Below are 17,293 nucleotides of genomic sequence, written 5' to 3' on the forward strand. Positions count from 1 at the left end.
CCATGACCATGCGCCTCATGAGCCCCGGGAGACTTTTGCGGATCGCCGCCGGCCTGCTGCCGATCGGCCTCGCCGCCTGCCAGGATCCCTACCTCGCCCGCCGGGACACTCTCACGATCGGGAGCGGCGAAGCAGTCCACGCCAACATCGCCAAGCAGGTCATCGACCCGTGGCCCGCCCACGCGCAGCGGATCGAGCCGACCATGAACGGCGAGCGGGCGCAGCACGCGATGGAACGCTACCGCAACCCCGGCGCCGGGCCGGGTGCGGGGGCGCTCGCGCCCGTGCCGATCGGCGCATCCGGCGTGCCGGCCGCCGCCGTGCCTACCCTCCGGTAGGATGGCGGCGAGTCTCGCCGTCGATGGCGCTGTCGCGGCCCTGCTGGTCTGGATCGCCCGCGAAGACGGCCTCCGCTTCCGCATCCCGAACCGCCTCGTCCTCGCCCTCGCGCTGGGGTTCCCGGCGGCATGCCTCATCCGCGGCCAGGCCAGCTTCGTCGTCCCGCATGGCCTGTTCGCCCTGGCCGCCCTCGCCGTGCTGTTCGCCGGGTTCGCGGCCGGGATCTGCGGTGGCGGGGACGCGAAGCTCCTGGCGACGGCGCTGCTCTGGATCGGACCCGAGAGCACCCTCGTCTTCGCCGTGCTGCTCCTTCCGGCCGTGGCCGCCTATGCGCTGGGAGGGCGCCTTGGCCTCCTGCCGGCCCGCCGCGAGGGCCGGCGCATGCGCATCCCGCTCGGCCCCTGCATCGCGCTCGCTTGGATTGGCGTGATAGGCCTCGGCCATCTCCTGCGGTGAGTGGCCGGAGGCTGCCGCCTTCGTCATCTGGAATGACGGCCGATGCGTCCTTCGGGCGATTGACGCAACCGAATTGTTAAGGGATCCTTACTGGAGAGTTCTGGCGAATGTTCCACTTTGGATCTTCGCTGCGTTCAGTACGAAAAGGGATCGACCATGCGTGTCTTGCTTCAGCGTTTCTGGCGGGATCAGGATGGCGCGGCGATGGTGGAATACGCGCTGCTCGTGGCTCTGATCGCCCTCGTCGCCATTGTCGGCGTCTCGGCCACCGGCACGAGCATCAACGCGCAGTTCGCCAAGATCAGCTGCAAGATCAGCACCCCGACCGCACCTTGTGACCAGCCGTGAGGTTCGCGCCCAGGGTCTCGCTGCTGGTCTCGCTGCTGTGCGGGCTGTGTGCGGTGCTCCTGGCGCGTGGCCTGACGTCCGGTGGCGCCGATTCCGGCCCGTCGCGGACCATCGTCGTCGCGAAGGCGCCGATCCCGCCGGGGATGCCGCTCACCCGTGAGAACCTGCGTGAGATCCGTTGGCACGGTACTGAAGCGCTGCCCGGATCCTTTGCCCATGTCGATGACCTGATCCGGGACGGACGCCGCCTCGCGTTGGCGAGCCTCCAGCGCGATGAGCCGGTCCTCTCCGGCCGCGTCACCGCCCCCAACCAGCGGGCCACGCTCTCGACCCAGCTCGATTATGGGATGCGGGCGGTCGCCGTCCGCGTCGATGAAATCCGGGGTGTGGCGGGGTTCGTCCTGCCGGGCGACAGGGTCGATCTCGTCCTGACGCGCGGCGAGGGCGGATCCGGCGGGGACGCCAAGGCCTATGCCGACCTGCTCCTCCAGAACGCCAAGGTCCTGGCCGTCGATCAGATCGCGGCCGAGGGGCAGGAAAAGCCCACGGTGGCGCGGGTGGTGACTCTCGAACTGACCCAGATGGAGGCGCAGAAAGTCGTCCTCGCCCAGGGAATCGGCCGGCTGTCGCTGATCCTGCGGCAGGCGGGCGAGGTTGGCGGCGATCCGCCCCTGCGCGTCACGGCGAGCGACCTCGGGCCGGATGCCGCAGCCGAACGCGACCGCCTCGCCGAGATGGAAAAGCAGCTCGAGAGCATGAGGAAGGCGACCGCCGAGGCCGAGCGCCGGGACGCCCAGCGGCTGGCCGAGGTCGAGGCTCGGATGCGCCAGAGCCTCGACAAGCCGATGCCCAGCTTCGCCCCGCCGCCGCCCCCGAAGGCCACGACGCCGAGTTCCATCGTCAACGTGATCCGCAACGGCTCGAAGACCGAGCAGTACAACGTTGCGGCGGAACGCTGAGACGATCGGGCGGTCGGTCGCGCAAACGAGGTAAGCAGAGCGTGCGGTCTTTCATTGTGGGCCTCGATCCCGGCGAGGTCGCGCGCCTCGCGCGGCTGTCGGCAGCCATTGGCTTTCCGGTCGGCGTTCTGCCGGGCCTTGACGCCCTGCGCCTGGAGCTGGCCCGGCCTGGTGTGGGCCGCACCCTTGTGCTCCTGGCGGATCCGAGCCTGACACGAGATGCGGTCCGGCTGGCGGTGGAGCACGGGGATGTCGCCTTCATCGTCGTCGTCGCCAACACGATCTCACCGGACGACTACAAGGCCCTCGTACGCACGGGAGCAGGCGAGTGGATCCAATGGGGGAGCTGCGAGGCCGAACTCGCAGACCTCGTCAAGCGGTTCGCCGCCCCCGCCCATGCCGGAAACGGGGCCCGCATCGTCACTTTCGCGCCGAGCAAGGGCGGGGTCGGCAACACGTCCCTCGTCGCCGAGATGGGCGTCCTGCTGTCCGGCCCTAAGGCGGCTGGCGGGCGCTTGGGATCCAGGGTCGCTGTCCTCGACCTCAACTTCCAGGGGGGCACCCTCGCCGACACCCTCGCAGTTGAGCCGCGCTTCGACCTCGCCGAGGTCGCCGGCCGGCCGGAGCGCCTGGACGAGCAGTTGGCCGAGGTGTTCCTCAGTCGCTACGGGGACCGGCTCGACGTGTTCGCGCCGCCGTCCCGGCCGGTGATGCTGGACGACATCGCCCCAAATCTTGTCTTCACCTTCATCGATACGATCAGCCCGCGCTACGACCTTGTGCTGGTCGATCTGCCATCCGTGGCCCTGGGCTGGACTGAGACCCTGATCGAGGGATCGGACGCGGTAGTGGTGACGGGCATCGCGACGGTGCCGGGGCTCCGGCGGCTGTGCGACCGGCTATCTCGTATTGACGACCTCTCTACGCCTGCCCGCCGCCTCGCCGTGGTCAACCAAGCCGAGACCGACATGATGGGCCGGTTCGTCCGGAGAGCGGAGGTCGACCGGCTCCTCGCAGGGCGAGACAACCTCCTCGTCCGGCGCGACTGCGCTGGCATGGAGACGGCCGCCAATTCCGGCCAGCCCCTGGTCGAGACCGCCCCTGACGGCCGCCTCGGCCGCGACATCCGGCGCATCGCCAAGTGGATCGAGGCGGTCGCCGCCCGGCCTGCCGAATCTGCGAGGGAGAGCGCCGCGTGAGTCGGACCCTGTCGGATCGATGGCGCAGCCCCGCCCGCCCGGCCCCGGTGCCGGAGGCGGTCCCCCAGGATGAGGCCCAGCGGGAGCCCCCAGAGCGGGCTCCGGAGTGGCCGGACCCACCCGGTGGGCTGGCCAGCCGTGGACCGGTCCAAACGCCCGTGCCCCAGCTGCGTCCGGCCGCGCCGCCGCCGGCCACGCCCAGCACCGCCCTGGTTGATGCCAAGGTGCGGCTTCACGGCCGGATCATCGACGAGTTCAACCTCGCCCTGATCGACAAACTCTCCCCGGAGGATCTCGCCAAGCAGGTGGCGCGCTACGTCGCCGACTACGCGGCCCGCGAGCGCCTGACCCTGAACCAGCGGGAACTCGAAGCCTTCGCCCTGGAGATCGTCGATGAGATGATCGGCCTCGGGCCGATCGAGCCCCTGCTCAAGGATCCGAGCATCACCGACATCCTCATCAACGCGCACATGTCGGTGTTCGTGGAGCGATCCGGCCAGCTTCAGCAGAGCCCGGTGCGGTTCAAGGACGAGGCGCATCTCCTGCGCATCATCAACAAGATGGTCGCCGCCGTCGGCCGCCGGGTCGATGAATCCTCGCCGATGGTCGATGCCCGCCTGCCAGACGGCTCCCGCGTCAACGTCGCCATCCGCCCCGTGGCCGTCGATGGCCCGCTGGTCTCCATCCGCAAGTTCGCCAAGAAGCCGATCTCGATGGAACGGCTTGTGGAACTGGGGGCACTCCGCCCCCTGATGGCCGACCTGCTCAGGGCCGCCGTGCGCGGGCGGATCTCGCTGCTCGTCTCCGGAGGGACCGGCTCGGGCAAGACGACGATGCTGAATGCCCTGTCGTCGTATATCCCGTCGAACGAGCGGCTGATCACCATCGAGGACGCCGCCGAACTGCAACTGCAGCAACCGCATGTCGCTCGCCTCGAGACCCGGCCTCCCTCGGTGGAGGGGCGGGGGGAGATCCGCCAGCGCGAACTCCTGAAGAACGCGTTGCGGATGCGTCCGGACCGGATCATCCTCGGCGAGTGCCGGGGCGAGGAAGCCTTCGACATGCTTCAGGCTATGAACACCGGCCACGAGGGGTCGATGACCACAATCCACGCCAACGCCCCGCGAGACGCCCTGTCGCGGATCGAGCAGATGGTGGGGATGGCCGCCGCCAACATGTCGCTGCCCTCGATCCGGGGGCAGATCGCCTCCGGGATTCAACTTGTCCTGCAATTGCAACGTATGGCCGACGGCAAGCGCCGGGTGACGTCCATCGCCGAGATCACCGGGATGGAGGGCGACATCATCCAAATGCAGGAACTGTATCACTTCGCGCGGGAGGGGGTCGATGAGGCAGGCGCCATCCAGGGCCGCTTCAAGGCGACGGGCGTCCGGCCCCGGCTGCTGACGGAGCTGCGCTCCCAGGGCGTTGACATGCCGGCACACGCCTTCGACCCCCGGACGATCCTTTGAGCCCGGCGCCGGCTAGGACAGGGCGGGTCCGATGAGCGACCAGTGGCTCATCTCCCTCGCCATCTTCGTCCTCGTGGCGCTGGCGGCGCATCAGGGACAGGCCGGTCTTGCGACCTATCTCGGACAGAGGCGGCGGACGGCCGACCGACTGCGGACGCTGGCCGGCGAGGAGGCCGGCACCCCCGCGATCGACTTGCGGCGCCGCCTTCGGGGCGGGAGCAGCCCGGTGTCGCGGTGGCTCGCCCGCTTGGTCGTGCAGTCGGGCACGACGCGCTCGCCTGCCGCCCTCTTCGCGATGGCGGCGGGACTCGGCCTCGTCCTGTTCCTCGTCCTGCCGGGGGCGGCGCACTGGTCCTACCGCCTCCTGCTTGCCCTGCTCCTCGGCGGCGTCGCCGTGATCGCCTCCTTGCGGATCATGCGCCACCGGAGGATCGCCCGCTTTGGCGATTCCCTGCCGGAGATCCTCGACATCATCACCCGTAGCCTGCGCGCGGGACATCCCCTCCCGGTGTCGCTCGCCCTCGTAGCGCGCGAGACGACAGCGCCCGCCGGGCCGGAATTCGCCCTGCTCGTCGATGAGATCAGCTATGGGCGCAGTGTCCCGGAGGCGTTGGAACACCTCTACCAGCGGGTGGGATACCCGGAACTGCGCTTCGTCGTGGCCGCCGTCTCCATCGGCCAGCAGACCGGGGGCAACCTCGGGGAGATCCTGGCCCGCCTCTCCCGGACCCTGAGGGAGCGGCAGCGGCTCGTGCGCAAGGTGCGGGCGCTCTCCGCCGAGGGCCGGTTCAGCGGCATCGCCCTGAGCATCCTGCCGGTCGCGCTGTTCGCCCTGATCAACCTCGTGAGCCCCGCCTACTACGCCGAGTTCTGGGCCAGCCCCGCGTCGGGCAAGATCCTCGCCGTTTCCCTGGCCCTGATGGTAGCCGGGAACGTGGTGATCCTCCGCCTCGTGAACTTGAAGGTCTAGCCGCGATGGGCAGCCTTCTCATCACCCTCCTGGCCTTCGCCGCCGGCACCCTCCTGGCCCTGGGAGGGCAACGGCTGGTGGCGCAGCGCGACCGGGTGCGCCGCCGCTTCGGCTCGCTGAACATGAGGGGGGCGCCTCCGGCGGCGGCGGCGCGGCGCCCCATCCTCGATGCGAACCGGTTCGGCCTCGACGGCGAGGCTCAGCGAACCCTGCGCGTCGCGCTGATGCGGGCGGGCTACTTCGACGCCTCCGCCGTGGCGACCTACACCCTGGCACGGCTCGCGGCCCTCGTCGCCCTGCCGCTCCTCGGCCTCGGGCTCGGGGCGATCCTGCTGCCGGTCTTCGGGCCGACGGAGAAGGCCGCGCTGGCTGCCGCGCTCCTCGCCATCGCCTACGTCCTACCTCAATCCTGGCTGAGCCGCCGCCGCCGGACCCTGGAGGTCCGCTACCGCCTGACGTTTCCCGATTTCATCGACATGCTGGTCGTCTGCATCAATGCTGGATTGAGCCTCGAAGCGGCCCTCCAGCGGGCGTCGGCCGAGTTGCGCGGCGGAGACGCGGAGTTCCGCGCCAACCTCGACCTGATGGGGAACGAGATGCGCGCCGGAAAGAGCACCGGCGAGGCGCTGAAGGCCCTAGCCGACCGCCTGTCGATCCGGGAGGCCGGTGCCTTCGCCGGCCTCCTGCAGCAGACCATCGAACTAGGCACCGACCTGACCCAGGCCCTCACCGTGTTCTCCGACGAGATGCGCGACCGGCGGATGTCGGCGGCGGAGGAGCGCGCCGCCGCACTGCCGCCGAAGCTGACCCTCCCCCTCGGCCTGCTGATCTTCCCCGTGGTCCTGATCGTTGTTCTTGCACCCGCCATGATGCGCATCATCAGCGTCATCGGGCGCTGAGGGAGAACGGCGTGGCACGGCAGCGGCGGATCGAGGGCGGAGCGGCGGCGACATCCCTGGCGGCGTGCGAGGATGGCGCGGCGATCCTCGAATTCGTCCTCGTGCTGCCGATCATGCTGGTCCTCCTAGGCGGGGCCTTTGAACTCGGCCGCATCCTCCTCGTGGATGCCGCCCTCGAAGCGGGGGTGCGGGGCGGCGCCCGCTACCTTGCCCGGGTCGCGGACCCGTTCTGCAACCCGGGATGCTCGCCGGGGGCGGCCCATGCGATGAGCCTGGCCCGGGACAGGATCTTCGAGAACACCCGCCTCGCCCCCTCGCGCCTGCGGGTCGAGACCCTGGCGGATGCCGGGCCGGGCCATGTCGGGCTCAGGGCGGAAGCGGATGTATCCGTGGACTTGTTGGGCTGGGCTGGGCTCTCGCCGACGATCCGCCTATCCGCGACCCATTGGGAAAGTCACGTCGGTGAGTAAGCGACCGGTGCGGGCGTTCGCGGCCCTGCGCGACGAGTCCGGGGCAGCCCTGATCGAGGCCGCGCTGATTCTCCCGGTGCTCTTGCTCCTCGTCTTCGCCGTGGTGGAGATCAGCCTCTACCTTTGGAACGCCGAACTGGCGGCGAAGGCGGTGCAGCTCGGCCTGCGCCGGGCGATCGTGACCGACGCGGTGGCCTGGGGGCCCGGCCTCGATCCGGGGGAGAGCGCCGGCTACTGGGACGGGCTGACCCCCGGCCTGCGCTGCGCCTCGGCGGACCGGAGCCCCTGTCCCCGCTTCACCGTGACTTGTGTTCTCGCCGGCTCCTGTGCGTGCCGGGGAGATGCGTGCCGCTTCACTCCGGTCCCGGCGCACGGAGCGCCGATCCTGGCGGCGATGCGGGCCGTCCTGCCCGGGATCGGCCCCGGAAACGTCGAGATCACCTACGCCACCAACGGCCTCGGCTATGTCGGCCACCCTGCTCCGGTGCCGGTGAACGTCACCCTGCGCCTCGTCGGCTACGACTACACCCCCCTGTTCCTCGGGGGTCTGTTCGGAGGCCGGATGCCGCTGCGCGCCGCCGCGACCCTACCGAGCGAGGGGCTCTTGACCCAGTGAGCGCGCCGCGCCCGATCCGACCCTTACGGCGGATGGCCCGGGACGAGGGCGGCTTCGTCCTCGTCTTCTACGCCATCTGCATCCCGGTGCTCCTCGGTCTCGTCGGCCTCGTGATCGACGGTGGCCGGCTGATGGGGCTCGACGCGCAGACCGCGTCCTTCGCGGACGCGGCGGCACTGGCCGCCGCCGCGCGACTCGACCGGACCCCGGAGGCGATTCCCGCCGCCCGCGCCGCCGCCCTCGCTCTTCGGAACAGGCCGTCCTTCGCCGAGGCCGGCGGCAACCGGCTGTCCTTCAGGTTCGCGGCGCGGTTGTCCGACCTCGTAAACCCGTCCTACAGCCTGCCCGACCGGGCGGGGGCCGAGGCCGTCTATGTCGAGGCGACGACGGCCGAGACCTCGCTCACCGGGATCCTCCTCGCCCTCGTCGGGGCGCAGGTCGTCCCGGTGCGGCGCCGGGCGGTGGCGGAATCGCAATACTACGCCTGCGACGTGACGCCGGCGGTCCTGTGCCATCCCGATCCTGCGACCTTCGCCGCGACGGCGCGGCCCGGACGGCAATACCGCCTAACCATGGACGGCAACCGGGTGGCGGGCTCCATAGCCCTCCTCGACCGGCCGGGCGTGGCCGGCGACAGACAGAGCCTGCGCGACCTGGCGGGGGACCAGCCGGCCTTCTGCTACGCCGAGGGGGTCCGGTTGCGCACGACCGTCGCGCCCTCGGAGTTCGACGATGCGCTGAACGTGCGGTTCGACCGCTATCAGGGCCGGGCGGGCCCCGTATCCCCCGATCTCGCGGTGTATCCCCCCGCGCCGAACGTCATCAAGGGCAGGGCCTACGAGAGCTGCGCCTCGCCGCTGAACCTCTACGACACCATGCCGCCCTTCGCGCTTCCCCGGGATTCGGCCTTCTACGGGCTGTCCCCCACCGGCCCCTGGGACAAGGGCACGGGCGACTGGCGCATCGCCCCCGCCCTCACCGGCCTCGGCGCGGGGACGGCCCTCGACGAATACCTCTTCTGGAACCATGCCGATAAGGGCACCAACGTGCAGGCCCACCTTCGGGACGCCGGGACGCGCTGGGACCTGTACCTGACCGAACTGGGGCTGGACCCGACCAGAGAGGCGGTCCCCGTCGACACGCGGGGATACGCGGCGGCGGCGACGATGCCCACTGGCGGCCCTTTCAACAGTCCGGCGAGGGAACGGGCAGCCCCGTTCTGCTACGCCGGCACCCACCCTATGACGGCGGCCCGTCGGCGGATCCTGTACCTCTCCGTCGCCGATTGCGACGCCTTTCCGGGCGCGGCGACCGCGATGAACCTTTCCAGGCGCGTGGCCAAGTTCTTCCTGACGGAACCCTCGAACCTCGGCGCGGTGCTGGCCGAGTTCGTCGGCATGCTGACCCCTGTCCGCGACGACGGCAAATTCCGTCACGTCGTCCAGCTCGTGCGGACGGATTAGCGGGCCGCAGGTAATACGACCCCTGGTCGCCCATAAAATAATTAACCTTGCTGAAACCTTCCGAAAGGCTCGACCGTATCATTCAAAGCGCTGATATGGCGCGGGAACGAGAGGACACAAAAAATGCGTGAGGAAACCCTCGGAACGGCGCAAGACGATTCGGCGATGCGCCCGCGCGCCATCAACCTGGAAGCCGGACGCCGTGCATTTCTTGGTGCCGTCGGCCTCGGCGTCGTCGGTGCCGCCCTGTTCAATCCCGGCAGCGTAAAGTCGGCCTTCGCCCAGTCCGTCACCGATGTCGACATCTTCAACTTCGCGCTCAACCTCGAATATCTCGAAGCCGAGTTCTACCTCCGCGCCTCCGTCGGCCAGGGCCTGGCCACCGCCGAGGTGACGGGGACCGGGACCCTCGGGCCTGTGTCGGGCGGCCGGGCTGTCCCGTTCGCGACGCAAGCCATCGCGAACTACGCCAACGAGATCGCCCGCAACGAGCGCGCTCACGTCAACACCCTCAGGGCCGCCCTGGGCAGCAACGCGGTGGCTCGCCCGGCGATCGACCTCAACCTTGCCTTCACGTTCGCGGCCCGCGCCGCGGGCCTCGCAGGCCCGAACGACAACTTCGATGCGTTCGCGAATGAGACCAACTTCCTCCTGGCTGCCTTCATCTTCGAGGATGTCGGCGTGACCGCCTATAACGGCGCCGCGCCGCTGATCAAGGATCCCCGCAACCTCGCGGGCGCCGCGAGCATCCTTGCTGTCGAGGCCTACCATGCGGGCATCATCCGCACGATCCTCTACAGCCGTGGCTTGTTCAGCCAGGCGCAGGCGATCTCCGACGCGCGGGACTCGCTGGATGGCGCCAGCGACGACGATCAGGGCATCGGCGACACGACGACCTCGAATCTGACCCCGGTCGATCAACGCGGCCTGGTCTATGCGCGGACGCCGCAGCAGGTGCTCAACATCGTGTACTTGAACCCCAATGGTCAGCCGACCGGCTTCTTCCCGAACGGCCTAAACGGCACCGTTCGGTAGGACGCGACCCAAGGGGATCGCACCACATCGGGCCGGGCGGGCTGCATCGAGTGAGCCGCCCGGCCTTCGTTCGCAAGTACGTCCCTCGTCACGGCGCCTTCCAGGGCGGACGGGGCGCGTCGGGCGAAAACCGATACGCCGAGCCGTCCACCGGAACGTTCGGGCTGAGGAACGGATCTCTGAGACCATCGGTGCCCCAGCGGTCGGCAAGTCTGGCCCTGTCCGAGGCGATCCTCCCCGGTGGCTCGCACACGGCCCCGCGGTGAAGCGACCGTTGCTCACCGGCACGAAGACGAATGAGCGGGTCACCGATGACTTTCAGTTTCCGCGCCCGCAATCTCAAGCAGAAATCAATCTGGGCGTATTCTTCGGTGGAGAAGTCTTCGTAACCGTTCAACGCACGGAAATCCGCAGTCCGGACGAATGCGCAGGCCGCACTGACGGCAGTGAATTGCTGGAGGAGATGGCTCTTCCCAAAGTTCTGGGGCTCGTTGTCGGAAAGGCCCGCATAGGCATGGCGCACGGGATCGGCCGCAGTTCCGTTCGTATGTATTCCGAAATCCCGGATCGAGCCGTCCTGCTGAAGAACACGCCCTCCGACCATCCCGACATCCGCCACGCAGAGCCACGCCCGGACCCGTTCGAGGGAGTCTGGAGTGGAGAACACCAGGTCTTCGCCGAGCAGGCCGACGATTTCCCCGCGGACGGCCGCCGCCCCGAGATTGATCAGGCGGGCGAAATGAAACGGCCCGTCATCCCTGATGACCCGGTAGCGATGCGGCTCCCGGCCCAGGGCCGCCAGGACGCCGTTCTTCTCGGGCGTATCCGGGGCGTTGTCGATGATGACGATCTCGATCAGCGGATCGGACAGGCGCTGCACGGCGTCCAGACAGGATGACAAGGCGCGGTTATCCTCGCGCAGGATGACGATGAGGCTGACGATCCGGGGGGATGGCACCGACAGCGTGCGAACGGCCGCGACGCCGGGATATCGGCCATCCACCGACATCAGCGGCCAAGCATTCCGTTCAAAGTGATCGTTGATGGCCCTCTTGGCGGCGTCGAACGCATAGTTCTTGTGCATGGGCCCCATGGAGGTCGAGCCCGGAATCTCCCGCCAGTGATAAAGGACGTGCGGGATATGAACGATCGCGTCCTCGCCGACTTCATCGAGGCCGCGCAACACCAAATCGTAGTCCTGGCTTCCTTCGTAATCCCGGCGACAGCCGCCGATCTTCTCGTAGAGGGAGCGTCGATAGACCCCGAGGTGACAGAACATATTGTGGCCGTACATCAGAAATCGGTCGAAGGATCCTTTCGCGTACGGATAAGCCCGATTGCCGCCGGCCGTGAGTTTGTCCTCGTCGGAGAAAAACATCATGGCGTTCGGGTGGTGATGAATGGCGTGGGCGATCATCCAGAGCGCGTGCGGAGGGAGGAGATCGTCGTTGTCCATCAGGACGAGGAAATCCCCATACGCCGTCGCAGCCGCGGAGTTGGTCGCCTCCACGATGTGGCCGTTCGACTCGCGGTAGACAGGCCGTATCCGCGCATCGGCCGCCGCCCACCGCGCGATGCATCCACGGACTTCAGGATCGCGCGATGCATCGTCCGCGATGCAGAGTTCCCACACTTCATACGATTGCGCTCGCAGCGACGCGATCGCCTCCTCGAGCAGTGAAATCGGCGGATCGTAGACGGGCATGACGACCGACAGCAGCGGACGTTGTGCCCAGCGATTCTGTTCTGCGCGCATCCAGGCGCGGTCTGCGTCGTTCACCCGCTCGTTTTGTGCGATCCAGTCGCCATAATCCGTATCGACGACGATGTCCGTCGTCGGCGGCGTGTGCAGGCATTCGAGCGCCAGGGTCGCGATCGTCGCCTGATCGTCGCCATCGCCCCGGGTGAGCGCCGCTGGCAAGGTGCGCAGGAAACGCACCAGGGCGCTGGCGTGCCGTGCGGCGTTCGCCTGGGCGGCTTCCGTACTCCCCTGGGACAAGAGATGAACGAGAGCCGCGGCAGGAGCGCCGCGCGCGCCCAACGATGCCAGCGTGAGGGTTCCGGCACTTTCGAAGGGATCGAGCCGCAGTCTCCGTGCGAGATGCGGAAACGGGACGAGCGCAATCCACGCGACATCGCGGCGGAACATGCGAATGCTGGACCGCTCGGAAAATCCCAGCCCGTAATCGAGGTAAAGGATCGGCGAGGCGGCGGGATCGCAGCTTTTCACCACGAGTTCGATTTCAACGAACGCACATGCCGCGCTTAGTTCCCCGTGGATCGAGAACAGGATCTGCGGATCGTCGCAGCAATCCATTCTTCCAGCCACGATCGAAATATTGAAGAAATCCAATGACGCGATGCCAAAAATATTTGAGTATGAAAATTTCGCATTGGCTTTCTTTCTTATTTTAAAGTAATTCATGTCGATACGAATTCTCTTGTTGATCGGCCCGAACAATTCTGATCGGCCTCCATGAGGTGGTCCAAGAGCAAATTTAGTACGCGGTGGGCTGAAGTTGACCTGCTTTGTGGTCCACGGCCTATGCACGTTCTCGGGCTATGGCAGCTTGGTTGGCGAAGGCTCGGGGCGTCAAGCCGCCCAGGGTCGTATGAGGTCGGTCTTCGTTGTAGTGACACCTCCACGCCGCGCAGGCTGAATAGGTCCGAGAGCACGTAGATCACGTCCAGCGCCTTCAGCTTGCGAGCAATCCGAATGGCCAGGCACTCGCGAGTGAACTAGTTGATAAGGTTCAGCATCCGATACTTGCATCCGTTGTGCGTGCGATGCTCGACGAAGTCGTACGACCAGCCGTGGTCAGGCCGCTCCGGTCGCAGCCGCACGCACGAGCCGTCGTTGAGCCAGGGGCGCGAACGCTTCGGCTGGCGTGCGGGAACCTTGAGCCCCTCACGCCGCCAGATCCGTTCGACCCGCTTCGCATTCACTGTCCAGCCATCGTGACGAAGCAAGGCCGTGATCCGGCGGTAGCCGTGGCACCCGTACTGGACGGCCAATGCGATGATCACAGCCGTCAGAGCAGCTTCGTCCTCGACCACCACGGCGGCCTTGCGTTGGGTCGACCGATGCTGGCCCAGGACACGACAGGCGAAGCGTTCCGATACGCCATACGCGTCAACGACGTAGTCAAAACACGCCCGGCGGCGAGCCGTACTCAGAAGTTTCCCAAAGCCGCCTCCTTCAGGATCAGCGTCTCCAAGGTCAGATCCGAGACCGCCCGACGAAGCTGCTGATTTTTGGTCTCCAGAGACTTCAACCGCTTGACCTGATTTCCCTTCAGTCCGCCGTACTCGGAACGACAGCGGTAATACATAACCTTGGTCACCGCTTTGCGCCAATATCGGGCCGCTGTCATTATCTAAAAATCCGAATTACAGCTGTGAGTGCGAAGCTGACTGGCAAAGTGAGGGACAGGATCTAGGCTAATTAGGTATAGCCTCTCTGAGGGAGCGGTTGGGAAAGACTGAGCCAAGAGCGGTTATTCTACCGAGCCGCCGTTCAACCATGCCAGGGCGCGCCGCGTCCGATCCGCCTCCCGCTCGATCGCCCGCCTGTCCGGGCAGTCGGGCCGGCGCAGCCGCCGTACATACCCGCGTAACTCTCGCTCAAGCAGAGGCTTCTGCGCCTGCCACAGATCCCACCTCGCCTTCTCCTGCTTGGTAGCGGGGCCGACGATTCGAGCCGTGCCCGCGTACATGTCGATCCTGACATGGTCGGGATGGGGCAGGGGCTCCGGGCCGCCGATACCCAGTCGTGCACGGCGCTCCAGTTCCTGCTCCCACTCGAGCTTGTAGGTCAGGGCGACGTCGAGCCATTCCTCGTGCTTTCGGCGCCGTTCGCGTTCTGTCGTCGCCAGCAATTCTGCAAATTGGCGCTGGGCCCGATGATGCCCCTTAGCGGCGTTGACAGCCAGCGAGCGTATCACCGCCTGCGCCATCGGCATTGAGATCGGCCCATTCGCGTCGTTCACTTGGATCGTTCGATAGGCCTCTGCCAGGACGATCGCCTTCAGCCGTTCCTCCTGCGGCGAGGGGAGGGGCGACGCCTTCATCGTCCCGCTCCCCCGGGGCCGCCCAGCTGGATTGCCCGACTGCCCCTTGCGAAAGCGGCTCGCGACCGGTGGCTTGCCGTAGCCGACCACGTAACCGTCCGGGACAGGGCGCCGCGACAGGGCACGCCTGTGCTCGCTGGATTCCTCGCTCACGCGGCAGCCCTTTCGTCGGAACGGTGATCGAACCCGCATGCGATCAATGCTGCCTCGTCCCCGGCGAGGTCCTCCCAGCGCCGGATGATCCGGTCGCAGTAGACAGGGTCGAGCTCGCACAGGTAGCCCCGCCGACCGGTCTTGTGGGCGGCGATCACGGTCGAGCCCGACCCGCCGAACAGGTCGAGCACGATGCCGCCCCGTGCAGAGACGTCCTTGATGGCGTCCGCGATCAGTTGCACCGGCTTCACCGTCGGGTGGAGCGACAACTCGTCGAGCCGTCCCGGGCGGAAGGTGTTTACGCCCCTGTAGGACCAGACGTTGGTTCGGTAGCGGCCGTGCTGCCCCAACTCGAAGTTGTTGATGTGCGGGGCCGTGCCGTTCTTGTACACGAAGATCAACTCGTGGCGGGACCGGTAGAACGTCCCCATGCCACCATTGTCCTTCACCCAGACGATTAGGTTCTTCAGCTCCCCATAAAGCCCTGCGCTCGCCGATGCCATCTCAGCCATGTGGCGCCAGTCCATGCAGATGAAGTGGATCGAGCCGTCGCCCGTCGCCTTGATAAGGCGTTCGAACGCCCGGCGCAGGAACGCGATGAACTCGGCCGGACTCATCTCCCCCGACGCCATCGCGAACTCGCGGTGGCGGATCCGGCCGGAGCCGCCGACGTGGCCGTCGATGGGAACGTTGTAGGGCGGGTCGGTGAACGCCATCTGCGCTCGCTCTCCATCCATCAGCATCGCCACCACGACGGGATCGAGCGCGTCGCCGCAGACCAAGCGATGGGCTCCCAGTTGCCACAGGTCGCCGACCCGGCATCGGACGGGCGCGTCCACCGGGAGGATGTCATCCTCCGGGGGGCCGGGCTCCTCGGGGGCCAGACTATCGATGAGACCATCGATCTCCGGGATGGTGAACCCGGTGATCCCGACGTCGAAGCCGAGGTCGGTGGCCAGCAAGGCCTTCAACTCCTCAGCTAGGATCTGCTCATCCCAGCCTGCGTTCAGGGCGAGCTTGTTGTCGGCAATGACGTAGGCGCGCTTCTCGGCCTCCGTCATGCGATCGAGCCGCAGGCAGGGCACCGTGTCGAGGCCGACCAGCTTTGCCGCCTCGACACGCCCGTGACCGGCCAGAATCGTCTCGTCTCCGTCGATCAGGACCGGCGCCGTGAACCCGAACCGGCGGATGGAATCGGCGATCTGGCGCACCTGCTTCTTAGAATGCGTGCGGGCGTTTCGCGCCCAGGGCCGCAGGGACCCCGTGGGGAGATGTTCGATCTGTGTGGACATGGGGGCTCCGAATCAGCGGGGTCATCTTCGTCTGTCGCCGAAGTAAGATCATAAAAACGCTCGACGCGCAAATCCGCCTGCCGTAATCGTCAGGTCCAGAGAACGGGCGAGGGTTTAGGATGAGCGTCGGGGCAAGGATCACGAAGCTCAGGCTAGAGCGATCACAATCGCTGCAGCAGGTCGCCGACGCAGTCGGGGTGTCGAAGGCGCACATCTGGGAATTGGAGAAGGGGCGAACTGCTAACCCGTCGATGGCGCTCGTCACGCGCCTGGCGGATCACTTCGGGGTCAGCGTCGCCTTTCTCGTCGGCGAGGATGTCGGCGCGCCCGATGCCGACCCGCAGCTTCAACGCATGTTTCGGCAGGCCCAAAAACTGGACGATCGCGAGCGTGCGATCTTGGACAGCATGATGCAGACCCTGCTCGACAGCCGGTCGCCGCGGTGACCGGGATCGTCCTCGACCGGATGGAGGTCGAGGAGGCGGGGGCCAACCCCGACAAACTCGCCAGCGCCATCCACGATCAGCTGAAGGCTTCACCCGGGCCTGTCCCGGTCGAGGCGATCGCCATGGCTCTCGACATCGTGGAGATCAGGGTCGAGCCCCTTTCGAACTTCGAGGGCGCGCTGGTCACGACGTTGGATCGGAACACGGGTCAAATCCTGGTGAACGCCCGCAGTCGGCCGCAACGCCGTCGGTTCACCATCGCCCACGAGCTCGGCCACTTCCTGAACCCCCGGCATGCCCCGACGGGACCGAACGGATTTGCATGTAGTCGCGACGATTTGCGGGCCAGCCCGGCGGGCGGACGTAACGGAGGAAGCGATCGGCATCGTCGACAGGAAGCCGAGGCCAATGCGTTCGCGATCGAGCTGCTTGCGCCCCGCCGATGGCTTCGACCGTACGTATCTGGTGTTGCGGATCTGGCGCAGGTGATCGCGCTGTCTGATGCATTCGAGATTAGCCGCGAGGCCGGCGTGCGGCGCTACGTTGAGTGCCACCGCCAAGCGCTCGCTGTCGTGTTCAGCCACGATGGCCGTGTCGTCTATGGTGCTCCCGGTAGGGAGTTCCCGCGGCTAGCCTTGGGTAAGGATACGAAGGTTCCCGACCTGCCGATGCCGAGCGAGGGAACCTTTCTCAGTGATGCCGAGGAAGCTGACCCCGCACAGTGGTTGTTCGGCTCGAAGACCGTCGCGTTGAGCGTTCAGACGCTTCACCAGCAGGGCGGGTGGGCGTTGACGTTGCTGTGCGCCGAAGACGCCGAGGAGGACGATGGGATCGAGGACACGGTGGAGCGGCTCTCGCGCTTTGACCGGTGAGGCGATCCGGGCCGTCGGATTGCCTGCTCCTGCGAGCCCACTTCCCTGTTGCCCCTCCGTACAATCCCTGTTTTGCAGATCAGGGAATTGTCGTTCAACCCCCGGAAAATGCTGATGTTTTGACGTCGCTGGAGCGCATTTGGCCCCGACAATTCGTCCAAATCCCTGTTTTTTCCCTGTTCGCGGGAAGGGGCGCGTCGGAGACGGGTTCGCCCATGACTACCTCCACCACCA

Annotated in this window: 17 protein-coding genes and 2 pseudogenes; 14 read left to right on the forward strand and 5 right to left on the reverse strand. The window is 67.0% G+C overall.

Translation table 11 applies throughout. From position 1 onward, the window contains the following. Positions 1 to 2: 2 nt before the first annotated feature. The 12 genes from MKK53_RS05270 (at position 3) to MKK53_RS05325 (ending at position 10,226) form a co-directional block, all read left to right on the forward strand. On the forward strand, positions 3 to 338 hold the full coding sequence (locus MKK53_RS05270; RefSeq protein ID WP_243927531.1) for a hypothetical protein: 336 nt from the start codon (positions 3 to 5) through the stop codon (positions 336 to 338). A 1-nt stretch (position 339) separates the two neighbouring features. After that, entirely contained in the window at positions 340 to 795 is a 456-nt protein-coding gene (locus tag MKK53_RS05275) for a prepilin peptidase (protein ID WP_243927533.1), read from the forward strand. A gap of 156 nt (positions 796 to 951) precedes the next feature. Then, positions 952 to 1,143, forward strand: a complete 192-nt coding sequence (locus MKK53_RS05280) for a Flp family type IVb pilin (protein ID WP_243927535.1) — start codon at positions 952 to 954, stop codon at positions 1,141 to 1,143. After that, positions 1,140 to 2,102 (forward strand): Flp pilus assembly protein CpaB, encoded by a 963-nt coding sequence (cpaB, locus tag MKK53_RS05285; protein WP_243927537.1) that lies wholly within the window; start codon positions 1,140 to 1,142, stop codon positions 2,100 to 2,102. Before MKK53_RS05280 ends, cpaB begins: the two co-directional genes overlap by 4 nt. Before the next feature lie 41 nt (positions 2,103 to 2,143). After that, positions 2,144 to 3,301: a CpaE family protein gene (locus tag MKK53_RS05290; RefSeq protein ID WP_243927539.1), complete on the forward strand. Its 1,158-nt coding sequence runs from the start codon at positions 2,144 to 2,146 to the stop codon at positions 3,299 to 3,301. Between the two features lie 158 nt (positions 3,302 to 3,459). Then, the gene (locus tag MKK53_RS05295; RefSeq protein WP_409564274.1) at positions 3,460 to 4,773 is read left to right on the forward strand and encodes a CpaF family protein; all 1,314 of its coding nucleotides are present in this window, start codon (positions 3,460 to 3,462) and stop codon (positions 4,771 to 4,773) included. 31 nt (positions 4,774 to 4,804) lie between these two features. Beyond that, on the forward strand, positions 4,805 to 5,743 hold the full coding sequence (locus MKK53_RS05300) for a type II secretion system F family protein (protein ID WP_243927541.1): 939 nt from the start codon (positions 4,805 to 4,807) through the stop codon (positions 5,741 to 5,743). A 5-nt stretch (positions 5,744 to 5,748) separates the two neighbouring features. Next, positions 5,749 to 6,642 (forward strand): type II secretion system F family protein, encoded by an 894-nt coding sequence (locus MKK53_RS05305; RefSeq protein ID WP_243927543.1) that lies wholly within the window; start codon positions 5,749 to 5,751, stop codon positions 6,640 to 6,642. An 11-nt stretch (positions 6,643 to 6,653) separates the two neighbouring features. Beyond that, the gene (locus MKK53_RS05310; protein ID WP_243927545.1) at positions 6,654 to 7,112 is read left to right on the forward strand and encodes a TadE/TadG family type IV pilus assembly protein; all 459 of its coding nucleotides are present in this window, start codon (positions 6,654 to 6,656) and stop codon (positions 7,110 to 7,112) included. Next, positions 7,105 to 7,728, forward strand: a complete 624-nt coding sequence (locus tag MKK53_RS05315; protein WP_243927547.1) for a TadE/TadG family type IV pilus assembly protein — start codon at positions 7,105 to 7,107, stop codon at positions 7,726 to 7,728. The genes MKK53_RS05310 and MKK53_RS05315 overlap by 8 nt, the downstream gene beginning before the upstream one ends. Before the next feature lie 32 nt (positions 7,729 to 7,760). Then, complete coding sequence (locus MKK53_RS05320; protein ID WP_243927548.1) at positions 7,761 to 9,191, forward strand: TadE/TadG family type IV pilus assembly protein; 1,431 nt, start codon at positions 7,761 to 7,763, stop codon at positions 9,189 to 9,191. Between the two features lie 123 nt (positions 9,192 to 9,314). After that, positions 9,315 to 10,226 carry a ferritin-like domain-containing protein gene (locus MKK53_RS05325; RefSeq protein ID WP_243927550.1) on the forward strand — a complete coding sequence of 304 codons (912 nt, stop codon included), beginning with the start codon at positions 9,315 to 9,317 and terminating at the stop codon, positions 10,224 to 10,226. A gap of 88 nt (positions 10,227 to 10,314) precedes the next feature. Here MKK53_RS05325 and MKK53_RS05330 read toward each other — a convergent pair whose 3' ends face one another. From MKK53_RS05330 to MKK53_RS05345, 5 genes and pseudogenes are all read right to left on the reverse strand, one after another. Continuing rightward, entirely contained in the window at positions 10,315 to 12,687 is a 2,373-nt protein-coding gene (locus MKK53_RS05330; protein ID WP_243927552.1) for a glycosyltransferase family 2 protein, read from the reverse strand. Between the two features lie 82 nt (positions 12,688 to 12,769). Continuing rightward, a pseudogene (locus MKK53_RS25670) lies at positions 12,770 to 12,871 on the reverse strand (integrase core domain-containing protein); the annotation flags it as partial. Then, positions 12,870 to 13,573 (reverse strand): annotated as a pseudogene (locus tag MKK53_RS05335) (IS3 family transposase); the annotation flags it as partial. The pseudogenes MKK53_RS25670 and MKK53_RS05335, both read right to left, overlap by 2 nt. A 150-nt stretch (positions 13,574 to 13,723) precedes the next feature. Next, positions 13,724 to 14,449, reverse strand: a complete 726-nt coding sequence (locus MKK53_RS05340) for a DUF5681 domain-containing protein (protein WP_243927555.1) — start codon at positions 14,447 to 14,449, stop codon at positions 13,724 to 13,726. Next, a complete protein-coding gene (locus MKK53_RS05345) occupies positions 14,446 to 15,741 on the reverse strand; it encodes a site-specific DNA-methyltransferase (protein ID WP_279598831.1) in 1,296 nt (431 codons plus the stop codon). The genes MKK53_RS05340 and MKK53_RS05345 overlap by 4 nt, the downstream gene beginning before the upstream one ends. Before the next feature lie 119 nt (positions 15,742 to 15,860). Here MKK53_RS05345 and MKK53_RS05350 point away from each other — a divergent pair, with 119 nt between their 5' ends. Next, positions 15,861 to 16,187, forward strand: coding sequence for a helix-turn-helix domain-containing protein (locus MKK53_RS05350; RefSeq protein WP_243927559.1), 327 nt, complete (start codon positions 15,861 to 15,863; stop codon positions 16,185 to 16,187). Continuing rightward, entirely contained in the window at positions 16,184 to 17,059 is an 876-nt protein-coding gene (locus tag MKK53_RS05355; protein ID WP_243927561.1) for an ImmA/IrrE family metallo-endopeptidase, read from the forward strand. The genes MKK53_RS05350 and MKK53_RS05355 overlap by 4 nt, the downstream gene beginning before the upstream one ends. Positions 17,060 to 17,293: the final 234 nt, after the last annotated feature.

Source organism: Methylobacterium sp. J-076, from assembly GCF_022829405.1.
Lineage (GTDB): Bacteria > Pseudomonadota > Alphaproteobacteria > Rhizobiales > Beijerinckiaceae > Methylobacterium.